A 17,734-nucleotide genomic window follows, 5' to 3' on the forward strand; every position below is an offset into this window, starting at 1 on the left:
TTGACCCTAGTCCCCTCTGGCTGTGCCGAGGAGCGCAGGAGAAAGCGGGATCAGGGCCGCAGCTGTTTGAGCGAAGCGAGTTCTGCGGACCCCCGCTTTCTCCGAGCACCGCAGGTTGCCCGTAGCGAAGCGAAGGGACACAGACAGTGGGGTCGCCTTCTCTTTGGTTACTTTCTCTTGGCGAGACAAGAGAAAGTGACTCGCCCGCCGGGGCGAGACCCGGCCAACAGCCTCAACAAAAAAGACACCAGCCCGCCAACCGCAATTCAAATCATCGGCGTAACCGCCCCATCCATCGCCACGATCGCCCCCGTCACATAACTGGCCTTCCCCGAAGCCAGAAACAGCACCGTATTCGCGACTTCTTCCGGCGTAGCAATGCGCCCCAGCGGCAGCCGAGCGGTGGCCCGCTTCAGCGCCTCGTCGGTATCGATGCCCTGCAGCTTCGCATCAGCCTTCATCCCTTCGGCCAGCCGCGCAGTCAGCGTGAGTCCAGGATTCACCGCATTCACGCGCACCCCCTTGGCGGCATAAGCCGCAGCCATCCCGGCGCTGACCAGCATCAGCGCCGCATTGGCGGCACCACCGGCCATGTGCACAGGGCTCGCGACCTTGCCGCCCTGCCCGATGACATTGACGATGGCCCCACTGCCGCGCTGCCCCATGCGCTTGACCACCGGGTCGATCATGTGGATGTAGCTGAAGTACTTCGCATCCATCGCGTCGTGCCAGGCGGCGGGCGTAAGGTCGTCGGGCGGGGTGCGGCGCGCGGCGCCGGCCGAGTTCACGAGCACGTCGACGGCACCGAAGGCCTGCTCGGCGGCGTCGAGCGCGGCCAGGGCGGCCGCCGGGTCCTTGAGGTCGGCGGCATGCAGCGAGACGCGGCCCTCGGCCTGCGCGTGGGCCGCGAGCAGTTCCTGGCGGCCCTGTTCCAGGTTGGCCGGATCGCGCGACACCAGGCTCACGCGGGCGCCCTCGCGCAGGAAGCCGAGCGCGCAGGCCAGGCCGATGCCCTTGCTGCCGCCGGTGATGAGTACGTGGCGGTCCTGGAGTTCGAGATCCATCTGAGTGTCCTTGTGGGTGGTTGGCGGAGTCGCGTGGATTGAATCACCGCTCTAAGATCGCCGGATGAACGCTCCCATGGTATCCCTGCCCCGCTTCTGGTCACAGCTGTCCACGCGCGACTTCGCCGCGCTCGATGTGGCAGCCACGGTGGCGGTGCTGCCGCTGGGCGCCACCGAGCAGCACGGGCCGCACCTGCCGCTCGGGGTCGACACGGTGCTGGCCGACGGCATCGTCGCGGCGGCGCTGCCGCTGCTGCCGCCCGAGCTGCCGGTGCTGTTCCTGCCGACCCAGCAGATCGGCCTGAGCCCCGAGCACGCGCGCTTCGCGGGCACGCTCACGCTGTCGGCCGAGACGCTGATCCGCATGTGGAGCGAGATCGGCGCCGGGGTGGCGCGCGCCGGGGTGAAGAAGCTGGTGCTGTTCAACGCGCATGGCGGCCACGTGGGCGCGATGGACATCGTGGCGCGCGAACTGCGCGCCGCGCACGGGCTGATCGTCTATTCCGCGAGCTGGTTCAACCTGCCGCTGGGCGAGGCGGGTGCCCGGTTCAGCGCGCACGAGCACCGCTTCGGCGTGCATGCGGGCGAGATCGAGACCTCGATGATGCTGGCGCTCGCGCCGCAGCTGGTGCGCATGGACGCGGCACAGGATTTCCGCTCCAGCTCCGAACAGCGCGCGGCCGACTACGCGATCCTCGGCAACGGCAGGAGCGCGAAGCTGGGCTGGGCGATCGAGGACTACAACGCGCAGGGCGCGGCGGGCAATGCGGCGGCGGCTACGGCGCCGGCGGGTCAGGCGGTCGTCGATGCCGCGGCGGCGCAGCTCGCGCTGCTGCTGGCCGAGGTGTCGCGCCTGCCGCTGAGCACCGCGAACACCGGCCCGCTGCCCTGAAAAAAGAGTGAGAGAAGAGCGGCGGCCGCTCAGGCCTTCGCCAGCACCTCGGCGAACATGCCCGAGTCGACGTTGCCGCCCGTCAGGCTGACGCCCACCGTCTTGCCGCGCCAGCGTTCCCGCTGCTGAAGCGCGCCCGCGAGCGCGGCGGCACCCGCGCCCTCGGCCACGTTGTGGGTGTCGCTGAAGAGGATGCTCATCGCCTCGGCCACCTCATCGTCGCTGACCGCGATCACGTCGTCGGCCTCGCGCAGCAGCACCTCGAGCGACTCGGGCACGGGCACGCGGCAGGCCATGCCGTCGGCCAGGCGCGTGCTGACCGGCGACTCGACAGGACTGCGCGCGCGGAACGAATCGAGGTAGGCGGTGGCATGGGCCGACACCACGCCGACGATCTTGGTGGCGACGCCGCAGTGCGCGCGCGCCGCGGCCGCGCCCGCGAAGCCCGAGCCCAGGCCGATGGGCACGAACAGCACGTCGGGCGGCGCGTGCTTCAGCGCCTCGAAGAACTCGACGTAGGCGGTCGACACGCCGCGCACCAGCTCGCGGTGGAACGAGGGCACGCGGTGCAATCCGTCGCGCTCGGCCAGCACGGCCGCATGCTCGGACGCGGCCTGGAAGTCCTCGCCGTGCTCGACCAGTTCGACGCCCAGCGCGCGCATGGCGGCGTTCTTCTCGACCGAGTTGCCGTGCGGCACCACGATGGTCGCGGCCAGGCCATGGCGGCGCGCCGCGAAGCCCAGCGACTGGCCATGGTTGCCGCGCGTGGCGCTGATCACGTGGCGCGCCTCGGGCCGCTCGCGTGCCAGCGTCTCGAAGTAGGTCAGGCCGCCGCGGATCTTGAAGGCGCCGACCGGCGTGTGGTTCTCGTGCTTGGCCCAGAGCTTCGCGCCCAGGCGCCGTTCGAGCAGCGGCCAGGCGTACTGCGGCGTGGGCGGCATCGCCGCGTGCACGGTGGCGAGCGCGGCTTCTATTTCTTCGCGGGTGAATCGCATGGTGGTCACTTTCTTTCGGTCAATGCGACACGCACCGCCAGCGCGGCGAGCACGCTGCCCATCACGTAGCGCTGCGCGCGCAGCCAGCCTTCGCTCTTCGACAGCACGGCCGTGATGCTCGCGGCGCCGACGATCATCGCCGTGTTGACCACGGCGCTGCTGGCCATCTGCGCGGCGCCGAGCTGCAGGCTCTGCAGCAGCACCGAGCCGCGCTCGGGATGGATGAACTGCGGAAAGAACGAGAGGTAGAACATCGCCACCTTCGGGTTCAGCAGGTTGGTGAGGAAGCCCATGCGGAACAGCTTGCCCGGCGGGTCGGCCGGCAGCGCGCGGGCCTCGAAGGGGGCCGCGCCGCCGGGGCGCACCGCCTGCCAGGCGAGCCACAGCAGGTAGGCCGCGCCCGCGAAGCGGATCGCGTCGAAGGCCAGCGGCACCGCGAGCAGCAGCGCCGTGAGCCCGAGCGCGGCGGCGCACAGGTGCACCAGGAAGGCCATCAGCACGCCGCCCAGCGAGATCAACCCGGCGCGGCGGCCCTGGATCAGGGTGCGCGAGACGCAATAGATCATGTTCGGCCCGGGCGTGAGCGCGAGCAGCAGCGAGGCGAGCGCGAACCAGGCGATTTCGGTCAGGGTCAGCATGTCAGAGTCCTCGGGATTCCAGGGTGACGGGGCCGCGCGGCGTGTCGAGCACGGCCACGAGGTTCGGTGGGCCGGCCTCGACCTGCAGCGCGCGCAGGCCGATGGCCGAGAGCGCGGCCGACAGCGCCGGCGCGCACGGATGCGTGGCATGCAGCGAGCGCAATGCGAGGCCCGAGGCCGGCATGGCATCGACCGGATGCACCGGGCCCCACTGGATCAGCGTGGGCAGCGCGCCGTAGAACAGCCGCTGGCCGTCGTCGCGCACCGCGATCTGCCATTCGAGCCGGCCGGCCGCGGTGTCGCGCGAGGCCTCGAGCAGGTGGCCGCGGTCGATGTGCGCATGCTCCTCGCGCGCCAGGGCCTGGATGGCGGCGCGCGCATCGGGCACGTGCGCCACGAAGTGGATCAGCCGCGGGCCGTGCCGAGCGAGCCCGGCCTGCAGCTCGGCATCGTCGAGATCGAACCAGCGGCGCGTGTTCGGGCGCGATGGCGTCTTGCCCGGCTCGATCGCGATGATCTCGGCATAGGCGCGCGGAAAGGTCTCGCTCGCGACCTTCAGCAGCCGGTTGTGGGTGCCCATCAGCGGATGCGCGCCGCCGGGCGCGGGCACCACGCCCAGCGTGGCCTCGCACCAGGCCACGCCCTCGGCCAGCGAGGCGGCGGCGATCACGAGGTGGTCGACTTCGGCGTGCATGGCGCGGTCTTCCGGGTTCAGAGCGTGACGTTGCCGTCGATGCAGGTCACGGCATCGCCGCCGACCCAGATCCGGCCCTCGGCGTCACGCTCGATGTGGACGCGGCCCGCGCGGCCCAGGCACTGGCCCTGCGCGGCCAGGTAGCGCGCGGGCATGTGGCCGTCGGCGATCAGCCATTCGGCCAGGCTGGCGTTGAGGCTGCCGGTGACCGGGTCTTCCTGCACGCCGACCGGCTCGGCGAAGGCGCGCACCTCAAGGTCGATCTTCGCGCCGTCGTCCAGCGGCACGGCGGGGCGGTTGCCGAAGGCGCGCGCCTCGCGGTTCGAGCGGCCGATCAAGAGCGAGGTGTCGTGCACCGTGGGCACGCCGGCCACGCCGGCCTTCACGCCCAGTTCCTTCAGCGCGCGATGGTCGGGCGCGAGCGCGAGCACGGCGTCGGCATCCTCGAGCAGCAGGCCGAACCAGACCGGGCCGTTGTCGAGCACCTGCGCGGCGATCACCTGCTGCGCCTTCAGGCCCAGCGCGCCGGCCACCTTGGCCAGCAGCGCGGGGCTCGGCGCGCTGCGCTTGAGCGGCGGCGCCGCGAAGGCCAGCCGCGTGCCCTCGCGCCGCAGCGGCACCAGGCCGGCGCCGCATTGCTGCACCACCTGGCCGGAGGCCTTGGGCTTGCCGCCGGCCTGCAGCCAGGCATGACAACTGCCGATGGTGGGATGGCCCGCGAACGGCAGTTCGCCGCCAGGCGTGAAGATGCGCACCCGGTAGTCGGCCGCGGGATCGGTGGGCGGCAGCAGGAAGGTGGTCTCGGACAGGTTGGTCCACTGCGCGAAGCGCTGCATGGCCGCATCGTCGAGTCCGTCGCCGTCGATCACCACGGCCAGCGGATTGCCGAAGTAGGGATGGGCGGTGAAGACGTCGACTTGCTTGAACGGGCGGGATTTCATTTCTTACTCGAGAGGGAGATCGAGCACGCCGCGCGCGCCCGGACGGAGGAGCAGGTCGTTGAACCAGCGCTCGACATTCGGCCAGCCGGGCCGGCGGTACTCGGCGGCCGGCAGGTTGAACCAGCGGTGCGCCTCGCAGCCGATCGGGATGTCGGCCATGGTGAAGCGCTCGCCGGCGATGTAGGGGTGGCGCGCGAGGTGGGCGTCGAGCAGGCCGAACAGCGCCTCGCTCTCGCGCACCGAGGCCTCGATCAGCGCCGGCTGGCGTTCGGCCGGCGGCGTGCGCACCCATTGCACGAAGGCATCGCGGCTCGCGCGGTTGAGGGTGGTCTGCTGCCAGTCCATCCAGCGCTCGGCGTCGAAGCGCGCGGGCAGGTCGGCCGGGTAGAAGGCGCCGTGCGAGTACTTGGCGCAGAGGTAGCGCACGATCACGTTCGATTCCCAGAGCACCACGCGCTCCGCGCCCTCGCCGTCGTCGATGGTGGGCACCATGGCGTTGGGATTCAGCGCCAGGTATTCCTCGGTCTGCACCACGCCGAAGCGGCCGCCGGCCTCGGTGCGCTGGAAGTCCAGCCCGAGTTCCTGCGCGCACCACACCACCTTGCGCACGTTGATCGAGCTGATGCGGCCCCAGATGTTGAGCATGTCGTCGTCTTTCCTTGATGTTTGGGGGTTCGTGTTCGGGTCAGTCCCGCATGATGCGCGCGGTGCCCGAGACGCGGATCGAGCTGCCGGGTGCGGCCGGGATGTCGGCGTGCAGGCGCGACAGCATGCCCATGTCCTCGCCCTGCACCACGTCGATCGCGCCGCCATGCGGCCAGCCGATGTCGCGCAGGTAGCCCGCCAGCGCGGCGGTGGCGGCGCCGGTCGCGGGGTCTTCGTAGACGCCGCCCGAAGCGAAGGGATTGCGCGTGTGGAAGCGCTGCGCGCTCTCGGCATGCAGCAGCACGATGGTCGTGAGATCGAAGCGGGCCATCAGCGCGCGGCCGGCCTCGAGCTCGTAGCGCATCGCCGCCAGCGCCGCGCGGCTCCCGAGCGCCAGCACCAGGTGATCGGCGCCCGCATGGGCGACGGCCGGCGGGATGCGCGCATCGAGCGCGGCCGCGTCGAGACCGAACAGCGCCAGCGCGGCCGACAGCAGGGCCGGCACGGCGGCGGCGCTGCGCGTGGGCGGCGATTGCAGCGCGGCCTCGACGGTGGCGCCGTTGCGGCGGCCCTCGACCGTGATCCGCGCCTGGTTCAGCGTGAGCGGAAACACGCCGTCGCCCTGCTGCAGCGCGAGCGCCGCGCCGAGCGCGATCGTCGCGTGGCCGCAGAACGGCACTTCGGACTGCGGCGCGAAGTAGCGCACGCGCCAGCCGTCGCCGGTGCGCGCGGCGAAGGCGGTCTCGGAGAAGCCCACGTCGGCGGCGATGCGCTGCATCCGGGCCTCGGGCGGCAGGGCCTCTGAGATGACGACGCCGGCGGGATTGCCGCCTTGCTCGCCATCCGAGAAGGCCGCGATCTTCAGGACATTCATGGGGACCTCTTCAGCGCGGCACGGGCCGGTCGAGAAACAGCAGGCGCACCGCGAGCGCCAGCATCACGGTGGCGAGCAGGCCGCGCTGGAACTTCTCGGCGCCGGGGCGGCGTTGCAGCCAGCGGCCGACCTGTCCGCTGCAGGCACCCAGCAGGGTGTTGAAGCCCAGCGCCGCCAGCGACAGCACGATGCCGAGCTGCACCAGTTGCAGCGGCACGCTGCCGCGCGCGGGATCGACGAACTGCGGCAGGAACACCATGAAGAACAGCAGCGCCTTCGGATTGACCAGGTTGTTCAGCAGGGCCATGCGCACGATGCGGCCGAAGCCGGCCGGTCGCGCCTGCACGCCCGGGCGCAGGCCGCCGCCGCTGCGCAGCGCCTGCACGGCGAGCCACAGCAGGTACAGCGCGCCGGCATAGCGCAGCAGGTCGAAGGACGGCGGCCAGGCGGCCACCAGCGCGGTCACGCCGGTGGCGGCGAACAGCGTGTGCACCAGGTCGGCGGCCGAGATCCCGAGCGCCGCCGCGAAGCCGCCGCGCGGGCCATGGGCCACGCCGTGCGAGAGCACGAAGGCCATGTTCGGGCCCGGCGACAGGAACAGCGCCAGCACCGCGAGCAGGAACAGCGAGAGGGTGGCGAGGCCGATCAAGGCAGGCTCCGGTGGCTGCGCGCGCTCAGATCTGCGCGGCCGCGAGCTGCTTGTCGCCGGCCAGCGCGAGTTCCTCGCGCACGGTCTGCGCCAGCGCGGCGATCGCGGTGTCGATCTCCTCGACGCTCGCGGTCACGAACGACAGCCGCAGCGTGCGCGCGTCGCCTTCGCCGGCATAGAAGGGCGCGCCCGGCACGAAGGCCACGTTGCGCTCGACTGCCTTGGGCAGCAGGGTCACGGTGTCGATGCCCTCGGGCAGGCGTGCCCACAGGAACATGCCGCCCTTGGGCGCGTTGAACTTCACGTCCAGGCCGGCCATCTCGCGCGTGAGCGCGGCGCTCATCGCATCGCGCTGGCGCTTGTAGAGCGCGCGGATGGTGGGCACGTGGCGCTCGAGGAAGTTGTCCTTCATCACGGCCGACACCATGCGCTGCGTGAAGATCGGCGTGTGCAGGTCGACCGCCTGCTTGGCCTGCAGCAGCTTCGGGTAGATGGACTTGGGCGCCACCAGGAAGCCCAGGCGCAGGCCCGGTGCCAGCACCTTCGAGAACGAACCGAGGTAGATCACGCCCTCGGGGTTGCGCGCGGCCAGCGGCGGCGGCGGGGCTTCGTCGAACCAGAGTTCGCCGTAGGGGTTGTCCTCGACGATCGGCAGGCCGGCCGCGGCGGCGGCGGCCGACACGGCGGCGCGCCGTTCCTCGGTCATGGTGCGGCCGGTGGGATTCTGGAAGTTGGGCAGCAGGTAGATGAAGCGCGCGTCCTTGGCCTTGGCGACCAGGTCCTCGACGATCACGCCGTCGTCGTCGCTGGCCACGCCCACGGGATTGGGCTCCATCGGGCCGAAGGCCTGCAGCGCGCCGAGGTAGGTCGGCGTCTCGACCAGCACCTTGCTGCCCGGATCGATCAGCACCTTGGCGACCAGGTCGAGGCCCTGCTGCGAGCCGGTGGTGATCAGCACCTGCGAGGGATCGACGTTCCACGGCAGCATGTCGGCCACGGCCTGGCGCAGCGGCGCGAAGCCTTCGCTGGCGGCGTACTGCAGCGCGGCCTGGCCGTCGTTGTGCAGCACCTCGGCGCAGGCATCGGCGAAGGCCTGGATCGGGAAGGTCTTGGGCGAGGGCAGGCCGCCGGCCAGGCTGATGATGCCGGGGCGCTCGGTGACCTTGAGGATTTCACGCAGCACCGACGGGTTCATCTTGGCGGCGCGGGCGGCGAGTTTCCAGTTCATGGGAGTCTTCTTTCTGACGGTGAGGGGCGATGCGAACGAACGGGGTGCGGATGCGAGGGTAAGACGGCGGGCGGGTTCAGTCCACGGCGCCGACGGGCCCGCGAATGGCGGGGGCGGCCGGTGCCGCCGGCTGCGACAGCCGCTTGCCGACCACCACCGTGGCCACCACCGCGGCCGCGAAGCCCAGCGTGACCACGTCGAGCGGCTCGCCCAGGAGCGGGATCGACACCAGGATCGAGAGGAAGGGCTGCAGCAGCTGTGTTTGGCTCACGCGCAGCGCGCCGCCGAGGGCCAGGCCGCGGTACCAGGCGAAGAAGCCGATCCACATCGAGAACATGCCGACGTAGACGAAGCCCAGCCAGGAGGCGGTGGCGATCGGCTGCGTGGGCCACAGCACGAGCGTGGCCGGCAGGGTGACCGGCAGCGCCATCACGCAGACCCAGCAGATCACGCGCTCGGCGCCGAGCGCGGGCGTGACCTGCGCGCCGTAGATGTAGCCGAAGGAGGCGGCGATCACGGCGCCGACCAGCAGCAGGTCGGCCCATTCGAAGCCGAAGCCGTGGCCGTTCTGGCTTGCGCGCACCAGCGAGAACACCACCACCAGCAGGCTGCCCGCGATGGCGCAGAGCCAGAAGCCGAGCCGCGCGCGCTGGTGCAGCACCCAGGCCGCGACCGCGGCCGTGACCAGCGGCAGCAGCGCCGTCACCACCGCCGCATGGCTGGCCGTGACCACGCGCAGCGCATAGGCCAGCAGCAGCGGAAAGCCGATGCAGTTGCCGAGCACCGCGATGCCCAGCGGCCTCCACTGGTGGGGCGCCGGCCGCGGCGAGCGCGTGACCAGCAGGAACACGGCCGACAGCAGGCCCGCGAGCGCGGCCCGGCCGAGCGTGACGAACCACGGCGAGAGCTGCGGCTGCGCCTGCGTGCCGGTGGCCAGCCGCGTCATCGGCAGCGTGACCGCGAACAGCGCCACGCCGATCACGCCGAGCCACATGCCGAGGGTTTCGTCCTTGATCTTCATGGCGGACCTAGACGCGCAGCATCCACCAGGCGGTGAGCACCAGCACGGCGGCCATCGCACGGTTGAACCAGGCGAGGCGCTGGCCCTTCGACAGCCATTCGCGCAGCAGCGCGCCGGCCAGCGCATAGGTGAAGTTGCTCGCGAAGGCGTAGACCAGCATCACGGGCGCGACGATCGCGAAGCGGTGCAGCGGCTCGGCCTGGCCCGCGATCCAGCCGGCGACCAGCGTGAGCGCCAGCAGCCAGGCCTTGATGTTGAGGAACTGCAGTGCCACGCCCTGCACGAAGCCGACCGACAGGTTCGCATCGTCGGCGCGGCCCAGCGTGGTGCTGGTGGCGAGCTTGAACGCGAGGTACAGCAGGTAGGCGATGCCCAGCGCCTTGATGGCCCAGCGCAGCGCGGGCGCCGCCATCACCAGCGCGCCCAGGCCGGCCGCGCACAGCGCGAGCAGCAGGGTCCAGCCCACGGGCACCGCGACCACGAAGCGCATCGCGCGCGGCAGGCCGCCGTTGGCCGCGAGGGTGGTCGACAGCGTGGTGTTGGGGCCGGGCGAGAAGCTCATCGCCGTGGCCAGCACCAGCAGGGCGGTGAATTCTTGCCAGTTCATGACACACACTCTAAACTTTGGACCATTACAGTTCCAGTACAGATGGTCGTACACACAGCCAATCTGTATCGGGCTTGCGTACAACACAGATCGAACGCCGATGCTGACACGAACCTCGTCCCAGTCGCTGACCGCCCAGCTGGCCGATCGCCTGGCCGAACGCATCCGCAACCGGCTGCTGCTGCCGGGCGCGCGGCTGCCCTCGGTGCGCGAGTGCGCGCGCCAGCAGGGCGTGAGCCCCTACACCGTGGTGGCCGCCTACGACCAGCTCTTGGCGCTCGGGCTGGTGGAGGCGCGGCGCCAGCGCGGCTTCTTCGTGCGCGATTCGGGCCGCGATCCCGGCCGCGACCCGGCCCAGCCGCCCGGCGACCCGCTGCAGGTCAGCGCGCTGTCGATGGTCACGCAGATGATGGCCTCGCGCACGCCGGCCGACGCCAGCTCGCTGATCCGCAGCATGTTCCACCGCCCGAGCGACAAGCCGCAGCCCGGCATGGGCGTGTTTCCGCCCGACTGGCTCGATTCCTCGTTCATGCCGACGGCGGTGCGGCGCATGACCAGCACCGCGATGCTGCAGGAGCTGTCGCTGCAGTACGGCGAGCCCGCGGGCGACGCGGCGCTGCGGCGCAGCCTGTCGCAGAAGCTGGTGGGCATCAACGTGCCGGCCGCGCCCGACCAGATCGTGACCACCATCGGCGCGACCCATGCGCTGGACATCGTGAGCCGCACCATGCTGCGCGCCGGCGATCCGGTGATGGTCGAGGAGCCCGGCTGGGCGCTCGAGTTCGCGCGCCTCGAGGCGCTGGGCATGCGCATCCTGCCGGTGCCGCGCCGCGCCGACGGGCCCGACCTCGACGTGATGGCGCAGTACTGCGCGCTGCACAGCCCGAAGCTGTTCGTCAGCGTGAGCGTGCTGCACAACCCGACCGGCTACAGCCTGTCGCCCCACAGCGCGCACCGTGTGCTCAAGCTGGCCAACGAGCACGACTTCCACATCGTCGAGGACGACACCTACAGCCACCTCGCGCCCGAGCACGCGACCCGGCTCAGCGCGCTCGACGGGCTGCAGCGCACCATCTACGTCAGCGGCTTCGCGAAGATCCTCGCGCCCAACTGGCGCATCGGCTTCCTGGCCGCCTCGCCCGCGCTCAAGGAGCGGCTGCTCGAGACCAAGCTGCTGGCCACCCTGACCTCGCCCGCGCTGTTCGAGCGGGCGCTCTCGTGGTGCATCGACCAGGGCCAGCTGCGGCGCCATTCGGAGCGCGTGCGCATCCGGCTGGAGGGCGCACGCGCGCGCGCCGCCAAGCTGGTGCTGGCGCACGGCTGCACCTTCGCGTCCGAGCCCGCGGGGCTGTTCGGCTGGGTCGACACCGGCGTCGACACCGACGTGCTGACCCAGCGCATGCTCGACCAGGGCTACCTGCTGGCGCCGGGCTCGCTGTTCCATGCCCGCCGGCCGCCCACCACGCTGATGCGCATCAACTTCGCCAGCTCGCAGGACGCGAGCTTCTGGAAGGTCTTCGCCAGGACGCGCGACGAGCTTTGAGCCGGGCGGGGCGGGCCCTGCCTTGGAGTAAGCTGGCAGCACAACACCCGCCAGACCGGAGACCTGCCGCATGAACAAAGCCAGCCAACCCTTCGATTTCAGCCAGTTCGTACCCGGCTTCGACTTCCTCAAGAACCTCGCGGCCGGCGCGAGCGGCGCCGGTTCCGTGCCCGGCATCCCGAGCATGGCGAGCTGGGTGGCGCCCACCATGAGCGTCGAGGAGGTCGACAAGCGCATCCAGGAACTCAAGACGGTGCAGTACTGGCTCGAGCAGAACGGCCATGCGCTCAAGGCCACGATTCAGGCGCTGGAGGTGCAGAAGATGACGCTGTCCACCCTGCGCGGCATGAACGTGCGCATGGAGGACCTCGCGGGCGCGTTCACGCGGCAGGCGAATGCGGCGGCCGCGGCGGTCAGCCCGGCGCCGGCAGCCGCGGCGCCCGAACCCGAGGTCGAGCTCGAGGACGAAGAGGAACTCGACGCGGAGGAAGAAGAGGAGGAAGAGGCACCGCTGCCGCGCCGCAAGGCCAGGCCGGCCGCCAAGGCCTCGGCCAAGTCCGCCGCGGGCGATGCCGCCGGCGGCGCGGTCGACCCGCTCAAGTGGTGGGGCTCGCTGACCGAACAGTTCCAGCAGATCGCGAGCACCGCGCTGCAGGACGCGGCCCAGCTCAAGATGCCGGCCGTGACCCAGCCGCTGGCCGACGCCGTCGGCAAGGCCATGGGAACCGCGAGCGCCTCGCGCAAGTCCACCCCCCGCAAGGCCTCGACGGCCGCCAAGCGACCGGCGGCGAAGAAGCCGGCCGCGGCGCCCGCGGCCCGCAAGCGAACGGGCGGCCGACGCTGAGCCGCCTTGTCCTGAACATCGAACGAAGCAGGTTGGCACGATGAAGTTGTTTCCCTCCGGTCACGCCACCCATCCGCAATGGCGCATGGCGGCCGGCCTCGTGCTGGCCCAGCTGCGTGCGCAGATGGCGCTGCCCGACTACGCCTCGGCACCCACCCTCGGGCTGCTCTACATCACCGACCACTATGCGGTCGACGCGCAGGAGATCCTCGACCACCTGAGCGCCGAGCTGCCCGAGGTGACCGACTGGGCCGGCACCGTCGGCGTCGGCGTGTCGGCCAACAATGCCGAGTACTTCGACGAGCCCGGCCTGAGCCTGATGCTCTGCGCGCTGCCGAGCGACCAGTACCGCGTGTTCTCGGGCGTGGCGCCGCTGGCCAGCTCCGAGATGAGCGGCTTCGAGGCCCACACGGCGCTGGTGCATGCCGATCCCGCCACCCCCGACCTGACCGAGCTCATCGGCGAGATGGCCGGGCGCACCGACACCGGCTACCTGTTCGGCGGCCTTTCGTCGGGCCGCGGCGGCGCGTTGCAGTTCGCGGTCGGCGGCAACGGCAACATCCGCGGCCAGGGCGCGGCCGGCGGCGTGTTCTCGGGCGGCCTGTCGGGCGTGGTGTTCGGCGAGGGCGTGCGGCTGGTGTCGCGCGTCACGCAGGGCTGCCAGCCGCTGCGCTCGGGCAGCGCGCGCGAGCGCGAGATCACCGAGGCCGACGGCAACCTGGTGCTGCAGCTCGACGGCGAGCCCGCGCTCGACGTGCTGCTGGCCGACCTGCAGGTCTCGCTCGAGCGGCCGCAGGAAGCCATCGAGGCCGTGCGCGCCACCCTGGTGGGCCTGGTCGATGCCGGCAGCGACGGCATCCGCCGCACCGGCGACCTCGGCGCCGACGTGCTGGTGCGCCACATCATCGGCCTCGACCCCACGCGCCGCGGCATCGCGATCGCCGACGTGGCCGAGGCCGGCATGCGCCTGAGCTTCTGCCGCCGCAACGCCCAGGCCGCGCGCGCCGACCTGATGCGCATCTGCGCCGAGATCCGCGAGGAGCTCGAGCCCGAGGAACAGACCCTGGCCACCGCGCGCGCCGTCGCCGCCGGCGAGGCCGAGGCGGCACCGCATCCCGCGCGGCGCATCGCCGGCGCCGTCTACGTGAGCTGCTCGGGCCGCGGCGGCCCGCACTTCGGCGCGCCCGGCGCCGAGCTGCAGATCGTGCGCCACGCGCTGGGCGACGTGCCGCTGGTCGGCTTCTTCGCCGCGGGCGAGATCGCGCGGCACCACGTGTATGGCTACACGGGTGTGCTGACGGTGTTCACGGCGGACGACTGAGCGTCCGCCTTCTTTCGGAAGCTCAGCCCAGCGCGGGCCGCGCCACGCCCGCCACGGGCCGGGGCAGCCCCGTGAACGCGAAATCCACCTCCGGCGCCAGGCCGCTCACGATGCGCGCGATCGACTTGCCCGAGCCGCAGGCGTGGGTCCAGCCGAGCGTGCCGTGGCCGGTGTTGAGGTAGAGGTTCGCGAGTTTCGTGCGGCCGATCAGCGGCACGTTGCTCGGCGTGGCCGGGCGCAGGCCGGTCCAGAACTGGGCCTGGGCGGTGTCGCCGGCGCCGGGGAACAGCTGCTCGACGCGGCGCACGATGGCTTCGCAGCGCACGCGGTTGAGGTCGCGGTCGTAGCCGTTGAGCTCGGCCGTGCCGGCGATGCGCATGCGGTCGCCCGACTCCGAGGTGTAGCGCGAGAACACCAGCTTGTATTCGTCGTCGGTCAGCGAGACCTGGTAGGCCTTGCTCGCGTCCTTCACCGGCATCGTGACCGAATAGCCCTTGGCCGGATAGATCGGCAGCCGGATGCCCAGCGGTGCCGCCAGCAGCGGGCTCAGCGAACCCATGGCCATCACGAAGGCATCGCCGCGGATGCGCTGGAAGCGGCCCTCGGCGTCGGTGACCTCGACGTGGTCGATCGCGCCGCCCACCTCGCGCAGCGCGGTGATGGTGTGGCTCATCAGGAACTTCACGCCCGCCTCGGCCGCGAGCCGCGCGAGTTCGCGCGCGAAGCGGTTGGCGTCGCCCGATTCGTCCTCGGCCGTGTAGGTGGCGCCGGCGAGCTGCGGCCGGATATGGGCCAGCGCGGGCTCGAGCTTCACGGCCTCGTCGGCCGAGATCACCTGGCGCTCGCAGCCCAGCGCGCGCATCTGCTCGGCGGGCGCGAGGGCGCCGTCGAACTCTTTTTGCGTCGTGTAGAAGTGCAGGATGCCCTGCGTGCGCTCGTCGTAGCGGATGCCGGTGTCGCGGCGCAGCTGCTGCAGCGTGTCGCGGCTGTAGGTGCCCAGGCGCACGATCTGCTCGATGTTGTGGCGCGTGCGCGCGGGCGTGCACTCGCGCAGGAACTGCAGGCCCCAGAGCCACTGGCGCATGTCGGCGCGGATGCGGAACAGCAGCGGGGCGTCTTCCTTGCCCAGCCACTGCAGCACCTTGAGCGGCGCGCTGGGATTGGCCCAGGGCTCGGCATGGCTCACCGAGATCTGGCCGCCGTTGGCGAAGCTGGTCTCGGCGGCCGGGGTGGCCTGCCGGTCGATCACGGTCACGTCGTGGCCGAGTTGCTGGAGGTAGTAGGCCGAGGTCACGCCGAGCAGGCCGGCGCCCAATACGATCACGCGCATTTCAAGTACCTTTCGAGGTCGAAGCGCTTGAACGGCGTGAAGGTTGTGCTGCTGAATAGATAGCGCGCAACCGGACGGCCGTCCAATTGCCGCTCCCCCTGTCCTCGGTACCTGAGAGTTTCATCCGCTGCACCTTGCAGCGGACTTGCTCCTTCGGCGCAGCACGGCCGCGATGGGCGATGTGCTGGCTCTCCAGACGGCGTTTCAGTGGTTGCAGTACAGGTCCCGCGCGAAGCGTGGAGCCGACCTGAGCGTTTATGGGAGTTTGCGCCTTCGGTGGGGCTGCCTGCGCGATGCATGCGGCCCGCTCTCCTGCAATGGGTGGCGATTGTAGGCGGGCCTTGCGCACCGGCCAACCCCGGGATTCGGCCTTGCGCACGGGTGGGATAATCCACGCCCGGCCGCGCCCGCGCGGCTTCGGGCTTTCGACCACGCGACTCAGCAATCACACAGCACAGGGGACTCCATGATCCTGGTTACCGGCGGCGCCGGCTTCATCGGCGCCAATTTCGTCCTCGACTGGATCGCGCAAGGCGACGAACCGGTCGTGAACCTCGACAAGCTCACCTACGCCGGCAATCTCGAGACCCTGGCTTCGCTCAAGGGCAATCCGCGCCATGTCTTCGTGCAGGGCGACATCGGCGACAGCGCGCTGCTCGACCGCCTGCTGGCCGAGCACAAGCCGCGCGCGGTGGTCAATTTCGCGGCCGAGTCGCACGTGGACCGCTCGATCCACGGCCCCGAGGACTTCGTGCAGACCAACGTGCTCGGTACCTTCCGACTGCTCGAGTCGGTGCGTGGTTACTGGAACGCGCTGCCGGCCGACCAGAAGGCGGCCTTCCGCTTCCTGCACGTGTCGACCGACGAGGTCTACGGCTCGCTCTCGAAGACCGACCCGGCCTTCACCGAGGAGAACAAGTACGAGCCCAACAGCCCGTACTCGGCCAGCAAGGCCGCCAGCGACCACCTCGTGCGCGCCTGGCACCACACCTACGGCCTGCCGGTGCTCACCACCAACTGCTCGAACAACTACGGCCCCTTCCATTTCCCCGAGAAGCTGATCCCGCTGATGATCGTCAACGCGCTGGCCGGCAAGCCGCTGCCCGTGTATGGCGACGGCATGCAGGTGCGCGACTGGCTCTACGTCAAGGACCACTGCAGCGCGATCCGTCGCGTGCTCGAGGCCGGCCGGCTCGGCGAGACCTACAACGTGGGCGGCTGGAACGAGAAGCCGAACATCGAGATCGTGAAGACCGTGTGTGCGCTGCTCGACGAGTTGCGTCCGCGTGCCGACGGCAAGGGCTACGCCGAACAGATCAGCTACGTCACCGACCGCCCTGGCCATGACCGGCGCTACGCCATCGACGCGCGCAAGCTAGAGCGCGAGCTCGGCTGGAAGCCGGCCGAGACCTTCGACACCGGCATCCGCAAGACGGTCGAGTGGTACCTCGCCAACGGCGACTGGGTGCGCAACGTGCAAAGCGGCGCCTACCGCGCCTGGGTCGAGAAGCAGTACGACGCGAAGGCTTCCGCATGAAGCTGCTGCTGCTGGGCAAGGGCGGACAGGTCGGCTGGGAACTGCAGCGCAGCCTCGCACCGCTGGGCGAGCTGGTCGCGCTCGATTTCGACAGCACCGACTTCCACGCCGACTTCAGCCGGCCCGAGCAACTGGCCGACACCGTGCGGCAGGTGCGCCCCGACGTGGTCGTCAATGCCGCCGCCCACACCGCCGTCGACAAGGCCGAGAGCGAGCCCGAGTTCGCGCGCAAGCTCAACGCCACCTCGCCCGGCGTGGTGGCGCAGGCCGCGCAGGAGCTCGGCGCGCTGATGGTCCACTACTCGACCGACTATGTCTTCGACGGCAGCGGCACCGCGCCCTGGAAGGAAACCGACGCGACCGGCCCGCTGAGCGTCTACGGCCGCACCAAGCTCGAGGGCGAGCAACTGGTGGCGCGGCACTGCGCGAAGCACCTGATCTTTCGCACCAGCTGGGTCTATGCGGCGCGCGGCGGCAACTTCGCCAAGACCATGCTGCGGCTGGCCAGGGAACGCGACAAGCTGACCGTCATCGACGACCAGTTCGGCGCGCCCACCGGTGCCGAGCTGCTGGCCGACATCACGGCCCATGCCATTCGCGCCACCTTGCAGGACCCGTCCAAGGCCGGGCTCTATCACGCGATCGCGGGCGGCGAGACCACCTGGTACGGTTATGCGCGCTACGTGCTCGAACTCGCGCAGCAGGCCGGTGTCGAGCTCAAGGCCGGGCCGCAGCAGGTCGAGGCCGTGCCGACCAGCGCCTTTCCCACGCCGGCCACCCGGCCGCACAACTCGCGCCTCGACACCTCGAAGCTGCAGGCCGCCTTCGGGCTGGTGCTGCCGCCGTGGCAGAACGGCGTCGCGCGCATGCTGCGCGAGATCCTCTGAGCGCGCATCGCGCGCCGGACCCGA

General features: G+C 70.9%; 18 protein-coding genes and 1 riboswitch. Of the genes, 6 read left to right on the forward strand and 12 right to left on the reverse strand.

Translation table 11 applies throughout. The features are described 5' to 3' along the window. Positions 1–266: 266 nt before the first annotated feature. Positions 267–1,064 carry an SDR family oxidoreductase gene (locus tag KV106_RS30855; protein WP_261214922.1) on the reverse strand — a complete coding sequence of 266 codons (798 nt, stop codon included), beginning with the start codon at positions 1,062–1,064 and terminating at the stop codon, positions 267–269. A 64-nt stretch (positions 1,065–1,128) separates the two neighbouring features. On the opposite strand from KV106_RS30855, the gene KV106_RS30860 reads away from it, so the two are divergent. Next, complete coding sequence (locus KV106_RS30860) at positions 1,129–1,956, forward strand: creatininase family protein (protein WP_261214924.1); 828 nt, start codon at positions 1,129–1,131, stop codon at positions 1,954–1,956. A 29-nt stretch (positions 1,957–1,985) separates the two neighbouring features. On the opposite strand, the gene KV106_RS30865 is transcribed toward KV106_RS30860, so the two are convergent. The 10 genes from KV106_RS30865 to KV106_RS30910 all read right to left on the reverse strand — a co-directional run bounded on the left by KV106_RS30865 (position 1,986) and on the right by KV106_RS30910 (position 10,248). Continuing rightward, positions 1,986–2,951 carry a threonine dehydratase gene (locus KV106_RS30865; protein WP_261214926.1) on the reverse strand — a complete coding sequence of 322 codons (966 nt, stop codon included), beginning with the start codon at positions 2,949–2,951 and terminating at the stop codon, positions 1,986–1,988. Between the two features lie 5 nt (positions 2,952–2,956). Further along, positions 2,957–3,589 (reverse strand): LysE family translocator, encoded by a 633-nt coding sequence (locus KV106_RS30870; RefSeq protein WP_261214929.1) that lies wholly within the window; start codon positions 3,587–3,589, stop codon positions 2,957–2,959. A 1-nt stretch (position 3,590) separates the two neighbouring features. Then, positions 3,591–4,283 carry a VOC family protein gene (locus KV106_RS30875; protein WP_261214931.1) on the reverse strand — a complete coding sequence of 231 codons (693 nt, stop codon included), beginning with the start codon at positions 4,281–4,283 and terminating at the stop codon, positions 3,591–3,593. Positions 4,284–4,300: 17 nt separating this feature from the next. Then, entirely contained in the window at positions 4,301–5,224 is a 924-nt protein-coding gene (locus tag KV106_RS30880; RefSeq protein ID WP_057590902.1) for a PhzF family phenazine biosynthesis protein, read from the reverse strand. A 3-nt stretch (positions 5,225–5,227) separates the two neighbouring features. Continuing rightward, entirely contained in the window at positions 5,228–5,869 is a 642-nt protein-coding gene (locus tag KV106_RS30885) for a glutathione S-transferase family protein (RefSeq protein WP_057590903.1), read from the reverse strand. Between the two features lie 40 nt (positions 5,870–5,909). Next, on the reverse strand, positions 5,910–6,743 hold the full coding sequence (locus KV106_RS30890; protein WP_261214934.1) for a PhzF family phenazine biosynthesis protein: 834 nt from the start codon (positions 6,741–6,743) through the stop codon (positions 5,910–5,912). Between the two features lie 10 nt (positions 6,744–6,753). After that, on the reverse strand, positions 6,754–7,392 hold the full coding sequence (locus KV106_RS30895) for a LysE family translocator (protein WP_209542452.1): 639 nt from the start codon (positions 7,390–7,392) through the stop codon (positions 6,754–6,756). A 25-nt stretch (positions 7,393–7,417) separates the two neighbouring features. Next, positions 7,418–8,620 carry an aminotransferase-like domain-containing protein gene (locus KV106_RS30900; protein ID WP_261214937.1) on the reverse strand — a complete coding sequence of 401 codons (1,203 nt, stop codon included), beginning with the start codon at positions 8,618–8,620 and terminating at the stop codon, positions 7,418–7,420. Positions 8,621–8,696: 76 nt separating this feature from the next. Beyond that, positions 8,697–9,641 (reverse strand): DMT family transporter, encoded by a 945-nt coding sequence (locus KV106_RS30905; RefSeq protein ID WP_261214939.1) that lies wholly within the window; start codon positions 9,639–9,641, stop codon positions 8,697–8,699. A 7-nt stretch (positions 9,642–9,648) separates the two neighbouring features. Then, a complete protein-coding gene (locus tag KV106_RS30910) occupies positions 9,649–10,248 on the reverse strand; it encodes a LysE family translocator (RefSeq protein WP_261214941.1) in 600 nt (199 codons plus the stop codon). 100 nt (positions 10,249–10,348) lie between these two features. On the opposite strand from KV106_RS30910, the gene KV106_RS30915 reads away from it, so the two are divergent. The 3 genes from KV106_RS30915 (at position 10,349) to KV106_RS30925 (ending at position 13,956) form a co-directional block, all read left to right on the forward strand. Next, a complete protein-coding gene (locus KV106_RS30915; RefSeq protein WP_261214944.1) occupies positions 10,349–11,791 on the forward strand; it encodes an aminotransferase-like domain-containing protein in 1,443 nt (480 codons plus the stop codon). Between the two features lie 70 nt (positions 11,792–11,861). Next, complete coding sequence (locus KV106_RS30920; RefSeq protein WP_261214946.1) at positions 11,862–12,635, forward strand: PhaM family polyhydroxyalkanoate granule multifunctional regulatory protein; 774 nt, start codon at positions 11,862–11,864, stop codon at positions 12,633–12,635. Positions 12,636–12,675: 40 nt separating this feature from the next. Beyond that, positions 12,676–13,956 (forward strand): FIST signal transduction protein, encoded by a 1,281-nt coding sequence (locus KV106_RS30925; RefSeq protein WP_261214948.1) that lies wholly within the window; start codon positions 12,676–12,678, stop codon positions 13,954–13,956. A gap of 22 nt (positions 13,957–13,978) precedes the next feature. On the opposite strand, the gene KV106_RS30930 is transcribed toward KV106_RS30925, so the two are convergent. After that, a complete protein-coding gene (locus KV106_RS30930) occupies positions 13,979–15,286 on the reverse strand; it encodes a D-amino acid dehydrogenase (RefSeq protein ID WP_261214950.1) in 1,308 nt (435 codons plus the stop codon). Positions 15,287–15,374: 88 nt separating this feature from the next. Beyond that, positions 15,375–15,492, reverse strand: a riboswitch (glycine riboswitch). Between the two features lie 260 nt (positions 15,493–15,752). Here KV106_RS30930 and rfbB point away from each other — a divergent pair. Together rfbB and rfbD are read left to right on the forward strand one after the other, a co-directional pair. Further along, on the forward strand, positions 15,753–16,823 hold the full coding sequence (rfbB, locus tag KV106_RS30935; protein ID WP_261214953.1) for a dTDP-glucose 4,6-dehydratase: 1,071 nt from the start codon (positions 15,753–15,755) through the stop codon (positions 16,821–16,823). Beyond that, positions 16,820–17,710, forward strand: coding sequence for a dTDP-4-dehydrorhamnose reductase (rfbD, locus tag KV106_RS30940; RefSeq protein ID WP_261214955.1), 891 nt, complete (start codon positions 16,820–16,822; stop codon positions 17,708–17,710). Before rfbB ends, rfbD begins: the two co-directional genes overlap by 4 nt. Positions 17,711–17,734 lie beyond the last annotated feature (24 nt).

This window comes from Variovorax endophyticus, assembly GCF_025376855.1.
Lineage (GTDB): Bacteria > Pseudomonadota > Gammaproteobacteria > Burkholderiales > Burkholderiaceae_C > Variovorax.